The sequence below is a fragment of the Zunongwangia atlantica 22II14-10F7 genome, assembly GCF_002094855.1.
GTDB classification, from domain to species: domain Bacteria; phylum Bacteroidota; class Bacteroidia; order Flavobacteriales; family Flavobacteriaceae; genus Zunongwangia; species Zunongwangia atlantica.
Map to the genome: position 1 here is coordinate 268,408 of NZ_ARYN01000003.1, position 20,846 is coordinate 289,253.

Annotated in this window: 18 protein-coding genes; 10 read left to right on the top strand and 8 right to left on the bottom strand. The window is 34.9% G+C overall.

What is annotated here, in order from left to right; translation table 11 throughout:
- Positions 1 to 9 precede the first annotated feature (9 nt).
- Genes IIF7_RS04770 through IIF7_RS04785 form a run of 4 tightly spaced genes read left to right on the top strand, consistent with a single transcriptional unit; the run spans position 10 to position 4,541 of the window.
- Positions 10 to 228: a hypothetical protein gene (locus IIF7_RS04770; RefSeq protein WP_084840532.1), complete on the top strand. Its 219-nt coding sequence runs from the start codon at positions 10 to 12 to the stop codon at positions 226 to 228.
- A complete protein-coding gene (locus IIF7_RS04775) occupies positions 228 to 1,097 on the top strand; it encodes a FecR family protein (RefSeq protein ID WP_084840533.1) in 870 nt (289 codons plus the stop codon). Before IIF7_RS04770 ends, IIF7_RS04775 begins: the two co-directional genes overlap by 1 nt.
- Positions 1,094 to 3,709, top strand: a complete 2,616-nt coding sequence (locus tag IIF7_RS04780) for a TonB-dependent receptor (RefSeq protein ID WP_084840534.1) — start codon at positions 1,094 to 1,096, stop codon at positions 3,707 to 3,709. Before IIF7_RS04775 ends, IIF7_RS04780 begins: the two co-directional genes overlap by 4 nt.
- A 4-nt stretch (positions 3,710 to 3,713) precedes the next feature.
- Positions 3,714 to 4,541 carry a DUF4249 domain-containing protein gene (locus IIF7_RS04785; protein ID WP_084840564.1) on the top strand — a complete coding sequence of 276 codons (828 nt, stop codon included), beginning with the start codon at positions 3,714 to 3,716 and terminating at the stop codon, positions 4,539 to 4,541.
- A 30-nt stretch (positions 4,542 to 4,571) separates the two neighbouring features.
- On the opposite strand, the gene IIF7_RS04790 is transcribed toward IIF7_RS04785, so the two are convergent.
- Entirely contained in the window at positions 4,572 to 5,036 is a 465-nt protein-coding gene (locus IIF7_RS04790; RefSeq protein WP_084840535.1) for an Lrp/AsnC family transcriptional regulator, read from the bottom strand.
- Between the two features lie 162 nt (positions 5,037 to 5,198).
- On the opposite strand from IIF7_RS04790, the gene IIF7_RS04795 reads away from it, so the two are divergent.
- From IIF7_RS04795 to IIF7_RS04810, 4 genes are all read left to right on the top strand, one after another.
- Positions 5,199 to 6,320, top strand: coding sequence for a 5-methyltetrahydropteroyltriglutamate--homocysteine S-methyltransferase (locus IIF7_RS04795; RefSeq protein ID WP_084840536.1), 1,122 nt, complete (start codon positions 5,199 to 5,201; stop codon positions 6,318 to 6,320).
- Between the two features lie 170 nt (positions 6,321 to 6,490).
- Complete coding sequence (locus IIF7_RS04800; protein ID WP_084840537.1) at positions 6,491 to 7,150, top strand: nitroreductase family protein; 660 nt, start codon at positions 6,491 to 6,493, stop codon at positions 7,148 to 7,150.
- A gap of 254 nt (positions 7,151 to 7,404) precedes the next feature.
- Positions 7,405 to 8,301, top strand: a complete 897-nt coding sequence (locus IIF7_RS04805) for a pirin family protein (protein WP_084840538.1) — start codon at positions 7,405 to 7,407, stop codon at positions 8,299 to 8,301.
- A 1-nt stretch (position 8,302) separates the two neighbouring features.
- A complete protein-coding gene (locus IIF7_RS04810) occupies positions 8,303 to 8,593 on the top strand; it encodes a GNAT family N-acetyltransferase (RefSeq protein WP_084840539.1) in 291 nt (96 codons plus the stop codon).
- A gap of 124 nt (positions 8,594 to 8,717) precedes the next feature.
- Here IIF7_RS04810 and IIF7_RS04815 read toward each other — a convergent pair whose 3' ends face one another.
- The 7 genes from IIF7_RS04815 to IIF7_RS04850 form a co-directional block, all read right to left on the bottom strand.
- Entirely contained in the window at positions 8,718 to 10,163 is a 1,446-nt protein-coding gene (locus tag IIF7_RS04815; protein WP_084840540.1) for a purple acid phosphatase family protein, read from the bottom strand.
- 59 nt (positions 10,164 to 10,222) lie between these two features.
- Positions 10,223 to 11,950, bottom strand: a complete 1,728-nt coding sequence (locus tag IIF7_RS04820) for a SusD/RagB family nutrient-binding outer membrane lipoprotein (protein ID WP_084840541.1) — start codon at positions 11,948 to 11,950, stop codon at positions 10,223 to 10,225.
- A 10-nt stretch (positions 11,951 to 11,960) separates the two neighbouring features.
- Positions 11,961 to 15,524: a SusC/RagA family TonB-linked outer membrane protein gene (locus tag IIF7_RS04825; RefSeq protein WP_084840542.1), complete on the bottom strand. Its 3,564-nt coding sequence runs from the start codon at positions 15,522 to 15,524 to the stop codon at positions 11,961 to 11,963.
- Between the two features lie 166 nt (positions 15,525 to 15,690).
- Positions 15,691 to 16,650: a FecR family protein gene (locus tag IIF7_RS04830; RefSeq protein WP_084840543.1), complete on the bottom strand. Its 960-nt coding sequence runs from the start codon at positions 16,648 to 16,650 to the stop codon at positions 15,691 to 15,693.
- On the bottom strand, positions 16,628 to 16,822 hold the full coding sequence (locus IIF7_RS04835) for a hypothetical protein (RefSeq protein WP_084840544.1): 195 nt from the start codon (positions 16,820 to 16,822) through the stop codon (positions 16,628 to 16,630). Before IIF7_RS04835 ends, IIF7_RS04830 begins: the two co-directional genes overlap by 23 nt.
- 118 nt (positions 16,823 to 16,940) lie before the next feature.
- Positions 16,941 to 17,570, bottom strand: coding sequence for an RNA polymerase sigma factor (locus IIF7_RS04840; protein ID WP_084840545.1), 630 nt, complete (start codon positions 17,568 to 17,570; stop codon positions 16,941 to 16,943).
- A gap of 311 nt (positions 17,571 to 17,881) precedes the next feature.
- On the bottom strand, positions 17,882 to 18,979 hold the full coding sequence (locus IIF7_RS04850) for a Fic family protein (RefSeq protein ID WP_084840547.1): 1,098 nt from the start codon (positions 18,977 to 18,979) through the stop codon (positions 17,882 to 17,884).
- Between the two features lie 427 nt (positions 18,980 to 19,406).
- Between IIF7_RS04850 and IIF7_RS04855 the strand changes: the two genes are divergently transcribed.
- Positions 19,407 to 19,685 carry a helix-turn-helix domain-containing protein gene (locus tag IIF7_RS04855; protein WP_084840548.1) on the top strand — a complete coding sequence of 93 codons (279 nt, stop codon included), beginning with the start codon at positions 19,407 to 19,409 and terminating at the stop codon, positions 19,683 to 19,685.
- Between the two features lie 54 nt (positions 19,686 to 19,739).
- A partial coding sequence (locus IIF7_RS04860) for a primase-helicase family protein (RefSeq protein WP_084840549.1) occupies positions 19,740 to 20,846 on the top strand: 1,107 nt, incomplete at its 3' end.

A 20,846-nucleotide genomic window follows, 5' to 3' on the forward strand; every position in this document is an offset into this window, starting at 1 on the left:
CCCTTTAAGATGATTGTTGAAAGTTATACCTTAGACATTCTAGATCAGGATAAATTAGTGCATTTACTTAAAATCCTGGCTTTTCAATTTTCAGATTACGAGATTCATCCTTTTACTTTAGAAGATAAGATTTTAATCATTGTATCTTCTAAGACTGAAATTGAAGATAATTTTATAAGCCTTGTTAAGAGTGAAGGCTTCAATTGTAAATTACTAATGGTCTCTTGATGAAGAAAAGCGAAATTGATAAAAATTTTGATGAATTTTGGAAAGAAGAAACCCCAGAAAACCCTCTTGAAGTTAAAGAAAAATCCTGGAAAAATTTCTACCAAACAAACTACAAAAAACAGAAGTCTACATTAACCCATTTCACTAAATATGCTGCTGCAATAGCGATATTGGTGATTTTAGGACTAAGTTTTTTCACGATAAATGAGCCAGCAACTGAAACCGCTTCGCTAATTCATATCGAAAATCCAGGAAATATTTCAAAATTGATTTTTTTACCTGATAGCAGTGAAATTAGGCTGAAGCCAAAATCTAAAATCACTTATACCAAAGATTACAGCACTAATCGTGAAATTAGGCTACACGGAAACGCATTTTTTAAGGTTAAAAAAGACCAAAATCATCCTTTTAAAGTAATTAGTAACAAAACCTTAACCACCGTTTTAGGTACTTCGTTTACTATTACTGAAAATACAGCCCAAACGCATGTAAAATTGCATCAGGGAAAAGTAAAAATGAACATTCGTGGCAAGGCTGAAAGCTGGATTTTATCGCCAGGTGAAGAATTTATTTTGGACGATGGAAATCCTAAAATCCAGAATTTTAAAAACCATGTAGATTTTGAAAAAGCAAGTATTAAAAGCATCATAAGCTTTTTGAAAGAAGAATATGGCTTTAAAATCACTATTTCTACAGTATTTTTAAATAAACAAAGCACCTTGCGTATTAAAAAAGAAGAAGACATTGAAATTCCCATAAAAATACTCGCAGAAATTTACAATCTTAACTACAGCATAGATCGCCTAAATACTATCGTGATCTTTAAAAAACAAGAATCTACACCAACTAATAATATTATTAAAGAATGAAATATTTTTTAATCACTTTTTTACTGCTTTATGGTTTTGGCCTTCACAGTCAAAACCTTGCCATAAAGATTGAAAAAGGGAATACGATTACTGCACTAAAAGATCAAATCGAAAAACAATCTGATTACAAACTGGCTTATGCTGAAGAAATGAGTTCTCAACTCACATTTAATGATGAATTTAATTACGAAAGCATAAGCCTACCTGAGTTAATTAAGCAATTAAACCAAAAACTTCCGCACGATTTTAAAGTGCTTGGAAATAATATCACGGTAAAACCAGGAAAACCCGAACAACAAAACTTTCAGGCAAATTATATACTCTCAGGAACTATATACGACGAGAAAAATGAGCCACTTTTGGGCGCTAGTATCACCATTAGAAAACTTCAAAAAGGAACTACTACAGATAAAAATGGTAAGTTTTCGATACAACTTCCAAAGGGAAAACATGAAGTAAATATTAGCTTTTTAGGTTATAATACGATCACCGAAACTGTAAGTCTTAATAGAGACATTACCTGGACTCTAGAAATGGAGCCTGGCGGAGAAACGCTAGAGGAAGTAGTGATCGAGCAAAATAGTAAGGCTACAAATATTAAAAAACCGCAAATGAGTATGAACAGCCTTAGCATGAACGAGATTAAACAAATCCCGGTTGCTTTGGGTGAACCAGATCCTTTAAAATCTTTGCTTACGCTTCCCGGAGTAACCAATGCTGGAGAAGGCTCTTCTGGATTTAATGTTCGTGGTGGCGCAGCAGATCAAAATTTAATTTTATTAGATAACGTCCCTATTTATAGCGATTCTCATCTTTTTGGATTTTTCTCGGTTTTTAATGCTGATGCGGTTAACTCGCTGGATCTTTATAAAGGCGGAATTCCATCAAAATATGGTGGCAGAGTTTCTTCGGTTTTAGATATTACTCAGAATAATGGAGATTACAAGGATTTTAAATTTGAAGGTGGAATTGGATTAATCTCGAGCAAGCTAAAAGTTGAAGGTCCTCTTAAAGAAGATAAAGCCTCGTTTATGCTGGCCGGAAGAACCTCTTATGCTCATCTTTTTTTACAACTGGCCGATAACGAGAATTCGGCACAATTTTATGACCTGAATGCAAAACTGAATTATAAACTAAATGAAAATAATAGTCTTCATTTTTCAGGTTATTTTGGTAATGATGTTTTTGATATTAGCGATAGTTTTTCAAGCACGTATGGTAACACCATGGGGAAACTAAACTGGAAACATCGCTTCGGTAAAAATATAAACACAGATTTATCGATTTTCTATAGTGATTATCAATTCGACCTTAGCTTAAATACGCTAAGTTTTAGCTGGGAAAGTGGGATAGAAAGTTACGGTTTAAAATATGCCTGGCAACATTATATTTCAGATGATATTCAGCTTAATTACGGTGTCGATGCCACATACTACGATTTTAACCCGGGAATTCTTATTCCGAATAGTAGCGAATCTACCGTAAATTATAGGGAACTGGACCGCAAATATGCTTTAGAACCTTCTGCCTACCTAGATGTAAATCAAAAAATTGGAGATCAATTAGAAGTGCGATACGGACTTCGATACAGTGCGTTTTACAGATACGGGCAACAAAATGTGAATATTTACGAAAATAGCCCGGTTGAATATAATGCAGATTATAATATTTATCAGGAAGCGACACCTGTTGGAACCGAATTTTATGATTCTGGAGAAGTAATTTCTAGTTTTGATAATTTTGAACCACGCGCTGCATTATCCTTTATTCTGAATGATGAAACTTCTTTAAAAGCTAGTTATAACCGAATGGCGCAATATTTACATATTGTTTCTAACAGCCAGTCACCCACTCCGGTAAACATCTGGACGCCAAGCGCCCCCTTTATTGAACCACAAATATTAGATCAATACGCTTTAGGTTACTTCAGAAATTTTGATAATAACACCTATAGTTTAGAAACTGAAGTTTTCTATAAAGACATCGATAATAGAATTGATTATGTAGATGGTGCAGATCTTATTGCGAATAACGATATCGAGCAGGTTTTGCTAAATGGTGAAGCCAGAGCTTATGGTTTAGAAGTTTTATTTAGAAAAAATAGAGGTGATCTTACCGGATGGATTTCATACACTTTGTCCCGCGCCGAACAACGAACCGCAGGAAGAACTCCGCAAGAACCGGGAATCGCCAACGGAGAATGGTATTTATCTCCTTACGATAAATTACATAACCTTAGCATTACAGGAAATTATGAGTACAACAAAAAATGGTCTTTCAGTGCAAACTTTGCCTTGCAATCTGGCCAACCAGTAACCTATCCCAATGGATATTATGAAATAGGAGGTATTCCTGTCCCCAACTATTCTTTACGAAATGAAAATCGTTTACCGCTTTATCATCATTTAGATCTGGCCGCGACTCTTACCCCAAAACCAAATAAAAATAAAGGCTGGCAAAGCTATTGGGTGTTCAGTATTTATAATGCATACAACAGGAGAAACGCCGCATCTATACGCTTTACAACTAACGATGACACCGGAATAAATGAAGCCCGAAGATTATCGATTTTCGGCATTTTACCTAGTGTTTCTTATAATTTTAAGTTTTAATTCTATGAAATTTCTACACAAAAAATATATACTTCAGTGTTTCGCTTTGCTGTTATTAGCAAGCACTGCTTCCTGCGAAGATGTTATCGATGTTGATCTGGATCAAGGGGAAGCCAGACTGGTCGTAGATGCTGAAATTCTTTGGCTCTCTGGTACTTCAGGAGATAATCAAAGCATTTATCTTTCCAGGTTAACCGATTATTATAATACGGAAACTACTCGTGTTTCTGGAGCTATTGTTAGTATCCAAAATCAGGATGAAGAACTATTTTATTTTACAGAATCTGAAACCGCTGGAACCTACACCTGCACTAATTTTGATCCTGAGATTGGCACCGAGTATACTTTAAATATTATTGTAGACGGCGAAGAATATACCGCTACAGAAACCTTAGTTGCTTCTCCTGAAGTTACAAGAATCGAACAATATGAAGATGGTGGCTTTTTGGGAGAAGATAAAGAAGTTCGTTTTTATTATGATGATCCTGAAGATGAAACTAATTTTTATCTGGCCGACTTTCAGAGCGATGTGCTAAACTTCCCAGAATACGACCTTTCCAGTGACGATTTTTTTAACGGAAATGAAATGTACCAAAACTTCTCGCATGAAGATCTAGAGCCAGGAAGTGATATCGATATTACTTTTCGAGCAGTCTCAGAACAATTTCATGATTATATGGAACTTATTTTGGAAAGTGCAGTTGCCAATCCTTTTGGAACGCCACCTGCAAATGTTCGCGGAAACCTTGTAAACGAAACAAATCCAGATAATTTTGCCTTTGGTTATTTTAGATTATCACAGGGCATACGTTTTAGATATACGATACAATAGTGATATTAATTAAAATTAGCCTTAGTTATTTTAAATAATACCAATCCCATAAGTATTTTTAATCTCGGTCATTACAAAAGTGCTGTGCGTACTGCCAATACTTTTTACACCGCCTAATTTATTAAACACAAAATCCTGATAATGCTTCATGTTTCGGGCATATACTTTCAATAAGAAATCAAAATCACCCGAAATGTTATAACATTCTACGATTTCATCGATATCCATTATATCAGCTACAAATTGATTCCCGATATTCCTGTCGTGCTTTTTCAGTTTAATATTGCAAAAAACGATAAATCCCTGATGCAATTTTTCAGCATCTAAAATGGCGATATATTTTTTAATATATCCGTTTTTTTCTAATCGCTTTAAGCGCTCAAATACTGGAGAAGCAGAAAGATTTACCTGCTTTGCCAGCTCTTTTACAGTAAAATTTGAGTTCTCGTGCAGTATTTTTAAAAGCTTAAGATCTACCTCATCTAAGTTTTCCATAGGATATTATTCTTTTTAAGGATAAAAACTCAGCATTCAAAAGTACAATTTTCTAAGTTAATCAATCATAACAGAAATTAAAACCTAATTTAAACTTCAATTTAGATAAAACAACCTCAATATTTAATTTTGACCATAATAAAAACCTAACAATAAATTATTATGTGCATTCATTCAACCACAACCAACAAGACCGATGCAGTAGGAAGTTTTTTACGTCCCGAAGCTTTAAAAAAAGCGAGAGAACAATACGCTAAAAATGAAATTACAGCAACTGAATTAAAAAAAGTTGAAGACGAAGAAATCATTAAATTGATCGAAAATCAAAAAGAAGCAGGACTTACCGCTTTAACTGATGGAGAGTTTAGACGTAGCTACTGGCATCTGGATTTTTTCTGGGGATTCAACGGTATCGAACACTTTTTAAAAGACCAGGGCTATTTATTTCAGGGAGAAGAAACCAGGAAAGATTCGGCTCGATTATCTGGAAAACTAAAATTTAATCCTGAACATCCTGTTTTTGAAAGTTTTTTATTCCTGAAAGAACACTGTGGCGAAGATCATATTGCCAGGAAAAGTATCCCTGCTCCTGCACAATTATTTGCTGAACTGGTGCGAGGTGATAATGAAGATTATGTAAACAAATTTTATCCAGATAGAGAAGAATTGTTTAAAGATATAGCTGAAGCTTATCATCAAACCATTCTAAAACTATACAATTTGGGCTGCCGCGATCTAAAAATCGACGATTGTACCTGGGCAATGTTATGCGATGCCGATTTTTGGAAAACAATGGCCGGTGAAGGTTTTAATCGTGACGAGCTTAAAGAAACCTATCTAAAATTAAACAATCTTGCCCTGGAAAATCTACCTGAAGATCTTCGATTATCAACTCATGTTTGCAGAGGAAATTATCATTCTACCTGGGCTGCTTCAGGTGGTTACGAACCTGTGGCCGATACGCTTTTCGCTAAAGAAAAAGTAGAAAATTTCTATTTAGAATTTGATGATGATCGCTCTGGAGGTTTTGAGCCTTTACGTTTTATTCCGAAGAACAAAAAGGTGGTTTTAGGCCTTCTTACCAGTAAGAATCCAACTTTAGAAAATAAGGAAACAATTATAAACCGAATAAAAGAAGCGGCAAATTATGTGGATTTAGATCGCTTAAGTTTGAGTCCGCAATGTGGTTTTGCTTCAACCGAAGAGGGAAATATTTTAACTGAAGAAGAGCAATGGCAAAAGATTAAATTGATAAAAGAAATCACTCAGGAAGTTTGGAATTAAGGCTTCAGAAGTACTTTAACAAAGATGGCCTCGTTAGTAATAGCGGGGCATTTTTATTCAGAAAAAATTAAGCCCAAAATTAACGAATATCACCACTAACCTAAATGTTAGTGTTAGCTTTTTGAAAAAACAAAGACCATTATAATCAAGACGAATTAATTTATAAATATATGAGCTTAATTGACGATTTAAAATGGCGTTATGCCACAAAAAAAATGAGTGGGGCTACAGTGCCTCAGGAAAAAGTAGATTACATCTTAGAAGCAGCCAGATTAGCACCATCTTCATCTGGACTTCAGCCCTATAAAATTATTGTAATTTCAGATAAAGCTTTATTAGAAAAAATAAAAGATATCGCCTGGAACCAAAATCAGGTAATCGACTGTTCTCACCTTTTAGTTTTCGCAGCCTGGGATGCCTACAGTGACGAGCGAATCTCTGAAGTTTTTAACTATACTATGGACCAAAGAGAACTTCCGCACAGCACTATGGACGATTATAAAGCTAATATTCTTAGCCTTTACGAACCACTAGGCCAGGAATGGCATGCCAACCACGCTTCTAAACAAAGTTACATCGCTTTTGCAATGGCAATTGCTGCGGCAGCCGAGCAAAAAGTAGATGCTACCCCAATGGAAGGTTTTCTTAATGAAAATTTAGATGAACTTTTACAATTAAAAGGAACTGGTTATAAAAGTACTTTATTACTTCCTTTAGGTTATCGTGAAGAAGAAAATGACTGGTTGGTAAATATGAAAAAAGTAAGAACGCCTAAAGAGGACTTTATTACTGAAATAAGTTTAGAAGATTTAAAAGCAACTGAAGCTTAAAAAGAAGACCTAAAAATCCCCAATATTAGCTTTAAGATCCTATCATTTTATGATAGGATCTTTTGTTTTTATGCCTTTTCCTGATTTCAATTTTTAGTAAACTACTTCGGGGTATTATAGCCTTTGGCGGTGCCAAAAAATCCAAAACCAGAAGGCTTTCTAACAAAACTCCCGCTAAGCTGGTTTTAAATCATTTAATATCACTATTTTCAAATTAGAAAAAGCTTAAGCCTTTTTAACCAAAATCACTAAAAATGCAATCTAACGTAGGACTAATATTAGAAGAAAAAGCTGCCGATATAGGAAACTTTATGGTAGGCAGATTACTTCCATTCCGGCAAAAAAGGGCTGTTGGACCATTCTTATTTATAGATCATATGGGGCCGGCTTGTTTAAAAGAACATCAAAATTTAGATGTCCCACCTCATCCGCATATTGGACTTTCTACCCTAACTTATCTTTTTGAGGGTGCAATTTTTCATAGAGACAGCTTAGGAAATGCCATAGAAATTAAACCAGGAGAAGTGAATTGGATGACAGCCGGTAAAGGCGTAGTTCATTCTGAAAGGACTCCTGAATATTTAAGAAAAGAAGATAAGTTTTTACACGGGCTACAAATTTGGATTGGTCTACCTAAAGAGTTAGAACAAACAAAACCTTCATTTTTTCATATTGGTAAAGAAGAAATTCCTAGCTGGGAAGAAAATGGTGTTTCTTACAAATTAATCGCCGGAAAAATAAAAGAAAAACAATCCCCTGTTCCCGTTCACAGCCCTCTTTATTTTATTGAAATAAAGACAAAAACTGCACAAAAAATAAATATCGGAAATCAGCTTTTTGGGGAAGTTGGCATGTATGTATTGGACGGAACCGTAAAAATTGAACATAAAGACTACGGAACCAAACAATTATTGATCGCTAAAAATGCGAACTTATGTGAATTTGAAACCAACGGAGAAACCACACTTTATCTTTTTGGTGGGGAAGCTTTTGAAGAGGAACGCTTTATGTTTTGGAATTTTGTGAATTCAGACAAAGAGATTTTAGAGCGGGCAAAAGAAAACTGGAAAGCACAAAACCACGAAGCTTTTCCTAAAATACCAAATGACGACAAAGAGTATGTGCCTTTACCAGAACCTAAATTTAGATAAAATGGCTATTAGTTTTAAACACGAAGAAGATGGAAGAAAAGGAAAATTCATTATTATGGAAAATGATATTCTCGCAGGAGAGATGACTTATGTATGGGCTGGCACAAATAAATTTATAATCGACCATACAGAAGCTTACGAAGAGTTTTCAGGGAAAGGTTACGCAAAGCAATTAGTTCTTAAAGGAATTGATTTCGCAAAAGAAAAAGGAGTAAAAATTATTCCGCTTTGTCCCTATGCAAAGAAAGTTATGGAAAAAGATGAAACATTACATCAATGGCTTTTCAATTAAAAATTTTCAGAATCAAAAAACATAAAAAAACCTCTCATTTCTGAGAGGCTTCCTACCAACTAAGTGCAAATTAAACACTGTGAAAAAACAATTATCTAAGCTTTATTTTTTAGAATACCAATCTTTATTCTTTTACAAAATCTTTTTTTAGACGAATAGGATTATCTGGTATTCGATTTTTTAGGGTTTTCTTATCCCCATTTTTTATCAAATCGAAAGCATCATACAAATTCCCAATTGGCGTGTAAGCTTCGTAACTAAGCTTATTATCTTTAATTGTTATAATTTGAAAAAGCTGGGTAAATTCTCCTCTTCGTTCTATCCATTTTTTATCGGTAGACTCATACATTTTAGGTCCGCTTACAGAAACGGCATAAATCGTTCCGGCATCAGACATCGATGTCACACCAGATTCTTTATTACTAATTTGCCCCCTTGCATAAGTATGATCGTGCCCTTGTAGAACAAGATCTACCTTATACTTATCAATTAAAGGTTTCAAATGCTCTATTAGTACTGCGTTATCTTCTCTTTTTTGAGCAGGAGTGTATAACGGAAAATGCATAGTTAATGCTGTCCATTTTTTTGTGTTATTCTTTAATATTGAATCCAGCCATTTTACCTGAGCTTCGCGATTTTCTGGCTTTCTTTCAAAATTAATACAATCGATAGAAATCAGTTTAAGATCTTGATAATCTACCGCGTAAGTAGTTTCTGAAATATCGGTTAAGCCCTTTGGCCCGTTTTTAGGCAAATTAAACTGTGGTCTCCATAAAGAAGTTAGCGTAGTGTCTTTATATTCATGATTTCCAGGAGTCATAATGCTGGGCGTAGTTGCATGAATAAAACTCCCTGCATAAAACCATTCTCCCCATTGAATATTAGAATCGTGATCGTTTATTAAATCCCCGGCGTGAAGCATAAAATCTACAGACGGGAATTTTTTGTATGAACTTCTAATCACCCTGCTCCACATCGATTTTAGATCATTTTGAGCATCTCCAAAATATATAAAACTAAATTCCTCTCCCTGTTTATCTGAAGCTGTTGTATATTGAAACCATTCACTCCACAACAAATCGCTATTTTCTGCCTCGCTACCTACTCTATAAACATAGGTGGTTGAAGGTTTTAAATTATGAATGGTAGCCGAATGGTAATTAGCTTTTACCAAAGGTTCGATATGTTTTAAATGCTGATTTTCGAAAACTTCAGTAGTTGCCCTTTTTCTTTCAATATCTCCCAATCTAAATTCTGGCCCATCTGTAGCCAATGCAACTTCTACGTAACTATTTGTAATCTGCTGATTGGTTCTCCAGTTAACCGCAAGCATTGTAGATGGATCTTCAGGAAGGTTTGCAATAATCCTGTCTGGAACTTTACTAGGATATAATATTTTATGAGAAAGGATACTATCCTGTGCTTTATAATGCGTATGTGTATGCTCACTTTCTTCATGCGGATGAGGGTGTTGATGAGCATCTTCCTGGTTTTCTTCATCTTTACAAGACACAAAGCTTACCGCTAAGAAAAAAGTAAAAAGAAATATAGGATTAATTGTAAATTTCATATTCGATAATTTTTAATACATTTTTTAAAAAGCGACTTTAAAAGCCGCCCTATTTTTTATTACTGAAGTAACCACATTTGAGACCATTGATCGTTCTCTGCCGGGCTAAGACCTGTATTAACTGCATCTAACATATTAGCTTCGTTGTAAGCATCAGAATAAATAAATCGTAATGGCGTATTTTGCCCTCTTGTTCCTGAAATTATATTTTGATTAAGGTTAGGATAACCTGTACGTCGCCAATCAAACCAGGATTCGTAGGTTAACCATAAAGCAATCCATTTTTGATGAATTATAGCCTGTAAAGGATCTGCAGCATCTGCTAGAATCTGGCGTGCATTTTCTAAATATAGCGTTTCGTTAAAAGCTACCAGTTGATCTTCAGCCAAGTTGTAAACTGCATTTTGATCGCCATCATAAATCTCATATTGATCAAAAGATAATTGTATTCCGTTTTCGTAATGATCATACTCATTATCTGCTATCCACCCACGAACACTTGCTTCAGCTAAAAGAAATTCTACCTCAGCAGCATTCATAAAAACAGCTTTTACAAGATCATTAGTATTCTCTGAATACATTGGGGTAAGATAAGAGCTATGAGGATTTGCTGCCGCAGCTAGATATACATTTGGTGCAAGGCTGGCAATGGCATCACCAAAATCATTTAAAGTTGCGGCTCCCATATTAAAATCATTAGGAGCACTTAACGCCACAGGTAAACCAACAAATAATGATGTATTAAGATCATTTTCTAAATTACTATCAATATTTAAAGCCTGAATATCCAAATCTACATATCGTCTTAAGCGACCATTTTCTATAATCAGACTATTTTCTGTACCCTGAGTTAATTGAACATCTACCGGAGCTACCCATTTTGTTAATCTTGGATCCTGTAAAGCAATAAGATCATTTACAATAGTTGAAGATGGCTTTCTTCTGTAAAATTCAGACCGGTTACTCCAATTTAAGGCACCACCTGGCCAACTGTTATTTGCATCTGTACCTACGTAAGACACAGCTGCATTATCTGTATTATCCTCTAATAAAGGGAGGTTATTTTGTACAATATTAGCAAAACCTGCCTGCGCATTAATTTCTTCTTTTTCAGATAAACGCATATAAAAACGTAGTCGTAAAGAATTGGCAAATCTTCTCCATTTTTGGCTATCACCACCATAAACGATATCTGCATCTGAAACTTCAGAAATTACCCCGGCAGAATTCAGCAATTCATTCGCTCTTTCCAAATCTGCCAGAATCCCAAGAAAAACATCTCTTTGCGCATCATAGGAAGGCTGAAATGCTTCGCCTCCATTTTCTCCCATTAGTGCTTCACTGAAAGGCACATCTCCAAAAGCCGAAGTTAGAAAACCAAATCCATAAGCTTTCATAATCAAGGCTACAGCCTGATAATAATTTTTTACTTCGCCATCTTTTTCAATTTCAGCTCTTTCATAGATGTACTGAGCGTTTTTAAGCGGACTATAAAAGTTATTATAATTTACGGGAGACCATTGATAATTATTCTCTTCATAACTGGTAAAATCTCTTTGTAAATACTGCGTAGCAGCAGATAACTCACCCCAATCATAAGCCAACAAATCCTGTATTTGTGCAGACGAGCTTAATACATCGGTTAATACAAATTTAATATCAACCTCTGTATCAGATAAACTATTAGGGTTTACATTAATTTCGGTTAAAGAATCGCTACAAGCCAGGTTAAAAATTAACAAGCTTAATAGTCCTATTTTTATAATATTTTTTCTAAAAATTCTCATTTATCTTAAATTAAAATCCAACATTTAGTCTAAAACCAACTGGAGCTGTCCAGGGAGATATATTCCATTTTTCATGTCCCTGCTGCCCTCCATAAAATGCTAGTTCTGGATCTATACCAATCCCAGCTTCTGTCCATAGAATAATATTCTTTGAGTAAACTGAAAGTGAGATATTTGTTGCTGCAATCTTTTGAGCAAGCTTTTCTGGGAAAGTGTAAGTAAATGTGATATCTCTTAATTTCACAAAAGAAGCATCATACATAAATGCATAGCCCGTACGCCAAAAACTACCACTAGATTCTACAACACGATAAGCATCAAACATTCTTGTACCAGGCCCTCCAAAATTCTCGGTATAGGTACCGTCTCCATTATCGATAACACCAGGAAAGAAAGCCCCATTATTATTTCCGTTATATTCAAAACCACCTAATTCTTCTGTTCTTCCACCAACCCAAACATCATTATCTCGATATAAAGGATTACTTCTAATCTCATTGGCTAATGCTTCACGATCCCCTCCAAAAGAATTTGCATCCAGAATTCCTGAAAAAGTGCTTGAACTCACACCATTATGCCAATCTTCGATTTTTCCAGATCTTGCCATTCTCTTCATTGATTCAGAGAAAAATTGTCCTCCCTGTCTCCAATCAAAACTAGCCGATAAACTGAAGTTTTTGTAGGAAATTGAAGTAGTCATCCCTAAAGTGAAATCACTATTAAAATTACCTACTTTCTTTTGGTTTTCCTGAGTACGATCTACTACCCATCTCCCATTTGCATCCAAAAGATTCCAACCGGCATAAGGCCCTTCTTCAACCTTCTCTATATATGGTGAATATAAATCTCCTATTTCGCCTCCTACTCTTGTAAAGGATCCCATATCTGTTCCGCCGCCAAAAGAAATTCTATCAATACCATCAGTAAGTTCTACTAATTTGCTCTTTTGAGTTGTAAAATTGAAGTCCATATTCCAGATAAGATCTTCAGTTTTTAAAGGCACAAGATGAAGCCCAAGTTCTACACCATAATTTTCAACTTTACCTGCATTAATAGTTGTACTGGTATATCCTGAAAGTGGAGAAGCATTTACATTTAAAATCTGGTTTCTGTTTTCATTTTTATAATAAGTTGCATCTAATCCCAGGCGATTATTAAAAAACTTTAGATCTGCACCTACCTCATAAGAAGTAGCTATCTCTGGTTTTAATTGAGTATTAGGCATACTTGAAGGAAGGGAATAAGTAAAATCATCTCCCCAGTATCCCTGCGATAATACAGGATGAATAGCATAAGGAGAAGTATCTTTACCTACTTCTGCCCAACCAGAACGCAACTTAACAAGTGATATCCAGGTTGGCATTTTAGCTAACTCAGATACCAGTAAACTACCAGATATTGAAGGATAGAAATAAGAACGGTTTTCTTTAGGTAAAGTACTGGACCAATCGTTACGTGCCGTTAAGTCTACAAAAGCAAAGTCTTTAAAACTTAGAGACATTAAGCCATAAGCGCTATAAATTGCTTTTTCTGAAAATGAACTCGAATAAGAAAGTCCACCTCTAGAAACATTAGAAAGAGTAAACAAACCCGGTAACACCAGATTATCTCCGCCTGAATTAAAGCTTTCTCCCTTAGAATTTAAAATATTCCCTCCAACCGAAGCTGAAAGATTAAAATCTTTAATTTCTTTGGTATAACTAAGTAAAACCTCTGCATTAGACTCTCGATTTAAGCCTCTATTAATATAGTATGAACCATTAGGCTGAGAATCTCCAAACCCCTGATATGACCATGGTCTTACAATCTCTTCCCTATTATTTACGCTACTGTGAGATACTCTTGCCAGTGCATTGAATGCTGAAGAAATTTCCCAGTTAAGCTCAAGGTTTCCAAAACTTCGAATTCTATCAAATCGATTTTGGCGTTCACTGCTAAACCACCACGGATTATTATATCCCTCAGTAATATTACGTTGCTGCACATTGTTTTCCAACCAAATGTTATCCCTTAAATCATTAATATTGATATGAGGTGCAATATTATAGATATCAAAGTACTCATCATTCCCTCCGATAAGATTAGACGGATAATTATCTGAATTAGAATTATTAAGATTAATATTCACAGAAAGTTTTACATTATCTGTGATATTATAATTAGTTCCTAAATTTAGGCCAATTCGTTTCAACTCGGCTTCAGGCGTAACGCCTTCAGCATTAAGATGAGAAATTCCTAATCTAAAATTCCCTTTTTCACTATTTCCAGAAACAGTGGCATCATTAATTGTTGTTACACCTGTTGTAAAATAATCTTCTAGGCTATTGTCATAAAATTGCAACGGAAGTGCTTCACCATTCGTATTATATTGTACCGCAGCAGCTCCTTCTTCAGCACCATACCAGTGCTGCCAGGTAGCTTCATTAAAAAGACCGCGCTGCCCGTTAGTAAAACGGTTTTGAAGATCAAAATACTTATAAGGATTGTTTAAGGTAAGAGTTGAATTAAGACTCACGCCAATCCCTTTTTGATAGCCTGCACCAGATTTTGTTGTAATTAATATCACCCCGTTACCAGCTCTAGATCCATAAAGCGCAGCTGCACTTGCCCCTTTTAAAAAACTTATAGATTCTATATCCATAGCGCTTATATCTCCCATAACACTCGCATCTCCTACAGGCGCACCATCGATTACCACTAAAGGCTGATCGTTTCCTGTTAACGAAGTTCTTCCTCTTATGGTTACATAAGTTTCAGCAAAAACATCGTTACCTGCTTTATTAATAGTTAATCCCGAAACTTTTCCAGAAAGACCTCCCAACACATTTTCTTGCGGTACAAGATTTAAACGCTCAGAATCTACTTCTCCAACAGCATAACCTAATGCTTTTTTCTCTCGTTTCATCCCAAGAGCGGTAATTACGACCTCGTCTAAGGCTCCAGATGCTGGTTTAAGCTGAATATCGAAATTTGATTGTTGCGCTACTTGAATTTCCTGAGTTTCATAACCTATAAATGAAACTAATAAAATTGCATTTTCATCATTTACCTGAATAACAAATTTCCCATCGAAGTCTGAAACTACTCCATTTGTACTTCCCTTTTCAATGATACTAGCCCCTGGTAAAGGCAAAGCATTTTCATCCATTACTGTACCTTCAACCTGAAATTGGATAATTTCTGACTTATTTTTTTCAGAATCGGTCTTTGGTTTTTTAGCATTAAGATGAATTTGCTTTTCTGCTTCATCAATAATATAAGCGGTTGCACTACCCTTAAACATGGTTTTAAGCACTTCTGTTAAGGGCTGCTTATCTACTTTTATGTCTATTTTTCTATTGAGGTCTACATTTTTTATTCGGTATATAAAATGAAAGTCAGATTGATGCTCTATTTCATCAATTAGCTGAAAAATGCTTACATCTTTATGATCGAAGGTAATTTTTGCTTTTTGGGCCAGTGAATCATTGGCCTGCATACCAAATACAGATAAAAGAAATAGAATACTTATTCTCATTTTTAATTTATCAAATACGGGTTTAGATCTTCTTTTAGGTTTAAGAAGTTTTTTCATACTTTTATAATGTTATTAAGTGATTGTTTTTTTAGACAGTTCACCAGTTCATAAATCGGGAGATGTTGCCGCATTTTCCGATTTTTCTTTTTGTAGCCGGCGTTTAAACTGTACGATGATTTTTGTTTGTTTTGCGTACTTTTTTACATGCTTTCTTTTTTAAAGGTTATTGTATAATTATGGTATCGTTTACCCTTTTAAATTCGATCCCGTGATATTCTCTTAGACTTTCAAAAACTTTATTTATGCTTATTGAATCAAAGCTGGCATTAAACTTTTCGTTAGCCAACTCTTCATTTTCATTAATTATTACAAGATTATAGTGGCGTTCTAATTTTTTTAAGATGTTTTTAAAAGGCATTTCCCTAAAAACAAGCTGGCCACTCATCCATGACGTATAGATTCCTGGGATTACACTGGTCTTACTAATCACGTTTGATTCTTTTTCCAAAACCCCCATCTCACCAGGACTAAGTAAAGTGCTATTTTGTGCAGCGTTTTCATTTCCTGAGTACAATGCAACTGCACCTTCGGTGAGTACCACCTCGGTTACTACGTCCTCTTCATAAGACTGCACATTAAATCTGGTTCCTAATACACTTATATTTAAGCGATCTGCATTTACAATAAAAGGTCTTAGGGAATCTTTAGAAACTTCAAAAAAGGCTTCTCCTTTAATCTTTACTTTTCTAGTTTGATTTGGTAAAAACCTGGATGGGTAGGTTAAAGAAGAACCGGCATTCATAAATACCAGCGAACCATCATTTAGTTTTATTTGAAATTTTTTACCGTAAGGAACTTTAAGCGTATGATATTCTACAGGTCCATCTCCTATAGAAAGGTCATATACCAGTGATTTATTTTTAATACTTCCAATAACATTGCCTGTGGTAGACGTAATAGAATTATGATTTCCTTCATTTATAACCTGAATACTCCCATCTGGAAGTTGCAATGTTATTTGTTCTTCTAAACCTGGAATTGTTGATTTTTCAGATACTATTTTCTGAAGTAATACACCAACTCCTATTAACATTATAAAAACAGCTGCAATACGCCATATTTTAAATCTTCTCTTTGGCGACTTTACGTTATCAACCTCATTATTCGCAATTGTTCTTAACAATGCGCTGAAGCAAACGAATTTTCACTTCTTCTTTTTTAGAAAGCTCCCAATCCTCTAGAGTGTTTTTAATTTGCACCTCCTCACAGAAACGCTTTAAAAGCGATTTTTCCGCAGGAGTACACTCAGCTTTTTCAAACTTCTCAATTAAATTAAAGAATTCAGTCTTGGTCATATTATTAGCCTTTACAACTACAAGACACAAAAGGGGAGCTTATTTCACATCAAAAAATTTAAAAACCAACACACTTAATATTTTGTTAACCCTGCAGCTACTTTAAGCTAACTTTAGCCTAAAAACCACCAAAAAACAGGCTTATAAACAACGAAGCACCTAACTCGCTTCTAAGATGCTTCAAAGCTAAACTCACCTGATTTTCTACTGTGCGTTGTGAAATATTAAAGTGATTGGCAATCTCTGCAGAAGAATAATGCTGAAATTTGCTCATGTAGAAAATAGCACGACAACGCTCGGGAAGTTCACTGGTGGCTTTTTCAATAGCCATGATGGTATCATTTTTATCGAACTCCTGCTCAATTTCCGGACTAAGGTTAAGCCTATTTACAATTAGCTCATCAAGCTTAGTAAACTTATTATCTCTAAGTTTTAAAAGAGCTCTATTTCTAACAGAATTGTACAAGTAGCTTTTTAAATTCCTTATCTCAAGCTCTTCTCGCCGTATCCAGATTTGCGTAAAAACTTCGTGAAGTACATCCTCAGTAAGCCAAGTGTCGTTAAGAATATTATTGGTATAAACATAAAGCTTATCCCAGTAATTGTGATAAACCTGCTCAAAAGCTAATTGATTACCCTTACTAACTAATGCAATAAGGATAGTATCTGAAGATTCATTTAATTTCTTGGCTTCCAACTGAAGACATATTACTGCTACAAAAAAATTAAAATCGAATCTTATCCCCAAATAACAGGAGTTAAGTAAATATTACGAAAATGCTTCTAAAACTATTTAATACTCAAAGAACGGATAAACTCTATGTAACTGTAAATATTGTCTTATAAAAAAAAGATTTTGAATTTAAGGTTTCAGCACGAAAACAAGAAGAAAAATTGCTGCATAAAAAAAGCCTTTCATTTCTGAAAGGCTTTTTGCAATCTTGCGGTCTGGACGAGACTCGAACCAAACATATATATTTTTGATTATCAATATTTTAAATAAATTAATATTTAGACATACACCGAATTCAGCACCTTTTAACAAACTTTAACATTTATTCATATAAATTTTAGCTCATAATGTACACTTCGTCCACCTCCTTGTGGTTTCAAAATCCCTTTAGAAACCATATCCTGTAAGTCTCGTGTGGCCGTGGCTTTTGAAGTTTTGGTTAGTGATGTATATTTCTTCGCCGTCATTCCTCCTTCAAAACCCTCAACACCTTTATCAAACATTTTTAAAATCACTTTTAACTGACGATCATTTAAATTCTCCCGATGTTGATCCAGAAATTTTGCTTTTTTTAAAATAAATCGAATAACTGCTTTAGCATTTTTCTGGGCAGTCAAAATAGTCTCACAGAAATAAACAATCCAATCTGTAATATTCAGGGAACGTTGTGCCATTTTTAAGGCTTCGTAATACGCTGCTTTATTTTGTTCGATTGCGGTGGATATACTTAATACTAATACTCTACCTAAAGATTCGGAAAGACATTTATCAGCTATAGCTCTACCTATACGTCCATTTCCATCTTCAAAAGGATGTATCGTTTCAAAATACAAATGAGCGATAGCTGTTTTGATCAATGAACTTCGAATATCATTATTTTCAATATCAAATTCCTTGTACCACTGTATGAACTGTTTCATCTCCATAGGAACTCGATGAGATGGAGGAGCTTCGTAATGAATTTCTTCTCTCCCGTATCTCCCTGATACTATAAGCATGGGTTCCTCTCCAGATCGATAAGTCCCTGCCTGAATATACCTGGATCTGGTAAATAACATCGCATGCCATCCCTTAATTAATCGTTCGCTTAGAGGTTCGGAAAAGTTTTCTCTTACCTCCACCATTAATTCTGCAATTCCCCTGGCACTGATATCTCTAATAGTAGCACCATCTCCAATACCCAATCGATTTTTGATCGATGACATTACATCCTGACGACTGTAATATTCCCCTTCAATTTCAGAAGTTTTAATGGCCTCATCGATCATAAACTGTATAATCGCATCTTGTCTAAAGTCAGAAGGTAGGCTATCTATAATCCCTTTAACTTCACCCGTCTCTGAGGCAAATTCAATGACAATATCATCGATTGCTTTTGATTTATAGTCAAAAGAAGGCCAATTTTCAAGTTGCCAGTTATACATATGAGCCAAATAAACACGTTATTCAAATCAAATATACATAATTTATGAGCCGAATAAAATTTTTATTCGGCTCATTCGTGATTACAGTATCGGATTCTAATTAAGTTAACACGGAATACATTTTTTATTCTATTCTATATTCAGCATTGTTTATCGATATAGTTATTAACAATTGACCGATTTAAATATTTCAAAACATTAAATCTGATCAATTTGATTCAAATAAAATTTAAGTTGAAATATAATTTGATATGACTTAAATCTAATTGAAAGCATTTTAGTGTAATTGCTTAAATCATAGCTCACTGTGAATAACTACAGACGTATCAGTCGCTATTTATTTGCGTTTAATACTACTTTTATCGACAGAATTCTACTATAGATTACAAGACGTCTTGTTCATTATTAATTTTTAAATCTAATACCAATGGACAAGTTTAAATTAGAAGAAAAACTCGACAGGATTGAAAACCTCCTTTTGGGTGTAAAGAAAGTACTGACCTTTGATGAGGCCTGTGATTATACAGGAATTTCTAAAAACTACCTGTATAAACTTACCGCCTCTGGTGCTATTCCACATAGTAAGCCTAATGGAAAGCGCATCTTTTTTGATATCCATAAGCTTAATTCCTGGCTTCTTCAAAATGAACGGGTGACCAAAGAAGATCTTAATACTCCCGTAGTAGACCAGCTGCTGGATCAATAAGCACATTCTTTTCATCTTTTAACCTGCTGTATTCTCAGCACAAATTCATCTATTATGAATAGTATACCATATTTAAGGGTAGGGACTTCGTATTATAAAAAAGTCAAAGCACCTACCATTGCCGGGCATTTCCATGAGCTTTTGCTTCCCTGGAGTGTTGAGACCATTCGACAGGATCATGGAAAATCATACCTGAGTAAAATTGCAAAATATGATGGGTTTACCTGTATTCCTGATCACCTGAATTTTAAACCGGTCTATCATAATTTCTACAATATCTATTCCCCCTTAAGTAATATTCCTATACAGGGCGAATTAGGTTTTAGCCTGAATTTTGTTAGGCATATTTTTGGGTCGCATTTCGAATTAGGATTGGACTATCTGCAACTATTATATACCAAACCGGTGCAAACCTTACCGATCCTTTGTTTGGTATCTAAAGAACGTTCCACCGGGAAAAGTACCTTTTTGAAATGGCTGAAAAGCATCTTTGAAAATAACATGACCTATCTGACCAATGATAGTTTTAGTAGTCAGTTTAATGCGGATTGGGCGAATAAGCTACTGATCTGTATTGATGAAGTGCTTTTCAACAAAGAAGAATTGACCGAGCGCATCAAATACCTGAGTACCACCAACATTAATAAGTTGGAGGCTAAAGGGAAGGATAAACGGGAAGTGGAATTCTTTGGAAAGTTTATCCTATGCAGTAATAATGAGGATAACTTTATCAAGATTGATGGTAATGAAACCCGGTTTTGGGTGCTTAAAGTGCCTAAAATTACAGCTGAAGAAACGGATTATCTCTATCATCTTAACCGGGAAGTTCCGGCCTTTCTTCATTTTTTAAAACACCGTCAATTGCATTCCAAACATCTCACCAGGATGTGGTTTCATCATTCTCAGTTAAAAACGCCAGCCTTAAAAAAATTGCTTGCCAATAATCGTAACCGGGTAGAAAAAGAACTGGCCACCATTTTACTAATGGGTATGGATCATTTTAATATCGATGACATTCAACTCTGCCCGATTGATGCATTACAATTACTGAACCGGACACGGATTAAAACGGATCTTACCCAGCTTAGAAGACTACTGAAGAATTCTTGGAAATTGGAGAATCAAAAGAATACGCTTTGCTATCAAAGATTGGTATGGTGG

What these genes read in the sequence shown, in the direction of transcription:
- IIF7_RS04770 (WP_084840532.1), top strand. Translation starts at nt 10, where the DNA reads ATGATTGTTGAAAGTTATACCTTAGACATTCTAGATCAGGATAAATTA.
- IIF7_RS04775 (WP_084840533.1), top strand. Translation starts at nt 228, where the DNA reads ATGAAGAAAAGCGAAATTGATAAAAATTTTGATGAATTTTGGAAAGAA.
- IIF7_RS04780 (WP_084840534.1), top strand. Translation starts at nt 1,094, where the DNA reads ATGAAATATTTTTTAATCACTTTTTTACTGCTTTATGGTTTTGGCCTT.
- IIF7_RS04785 (WP_084840564.1), top strand. Translation starts at nt 3,714, where the DNA reads ATGAAATTTCTACACAAAAAATATATACTTCAGTGTTTCGCTTTGCTG.
- IIF7_RS04790 (WP_084840535.1), bottom strand. Translation starts at nt 5,036, where the DNA reads ATGGAAAACTTAGATGAGGTAGATCTTAAGCTTTTAAAAATACTGCAC.
- IIF7_RS04795 (WP_084840536.1), top strand. Translation starts at nt 5,199, where the DNA reads ATGTGCATTCATTCAACCACAACCAACAAGACCGATGCAGTAGGAAGT.
- IIF7_RS04800 (WP_084840537.1), top strand. Translation starts at nt 6,491, where the DNA reads ATGAGCTTAATTGACGATTTAAAATGGCGTTATGCCACAAAAAAAATG.
- IIF7_RS04805 (WP_084840538.1), top strand. Translation starts at nt 7,405, where the DNA reads ATGCAATCTAACGTAGGACTAATATTAGAAGAAAAAGCTGCCGATATA.
- IIF7_RS04810 (WP_084840539.1), top strand. Translation starts at nt 8,303, where the DNA reads ATGGCTATTAGTTTTAAACACGAAGAAGATGGAAGAAAAGGAAAATTC.
- IIF7_RS04815 (WP_084840540.1), bottom strand. Translation starts at nt 10,163, where the DNA reads ATGAAATTTACAATTAATCCTATATTTCTTTTTACTTTTTTCTTAGCG.
- IIF7_RS04820 (WP_084840541.1), bottom strand. Translation starts at nt 11,950, where the DNA reads ATGAGAATTTTTAGAAAAAATATTATAAAAATAGGACTATTAAGCTTG.
- IIF7_RS04825 (WP_084840542.1), bottom strand. Translation starts at nt 15,524, where the DNA reads ATGAAAAAACTTCTTAAACCTAAAAGAAGATCTAAACCCGTATTTGAT.
- IIF7_RS04835 (WP_084840544.1), bottom strand. Translation starts at nt 16,822, where the DNA reads ATGACCAAGACTGAATTCTTTAATTTAATTGAGAAGTTTGAAAAAGCT.
- IIF7_RS04850 (WP_084840547.1), bottom strand. Translation starts at nt 18,979, where the DNA reads ATGTATAACTGGCAACTTGAAAATTGGCCTTCTTTTGACTATAAATCA.
- IIF7_RS04855 (WP_084840548.1), top strand. Translation starts at nt 19,407, where the DNA reads ATGGACAAGTTTAAATTAGAAGAAAAACTCGACAGGATTGAAAACCTC.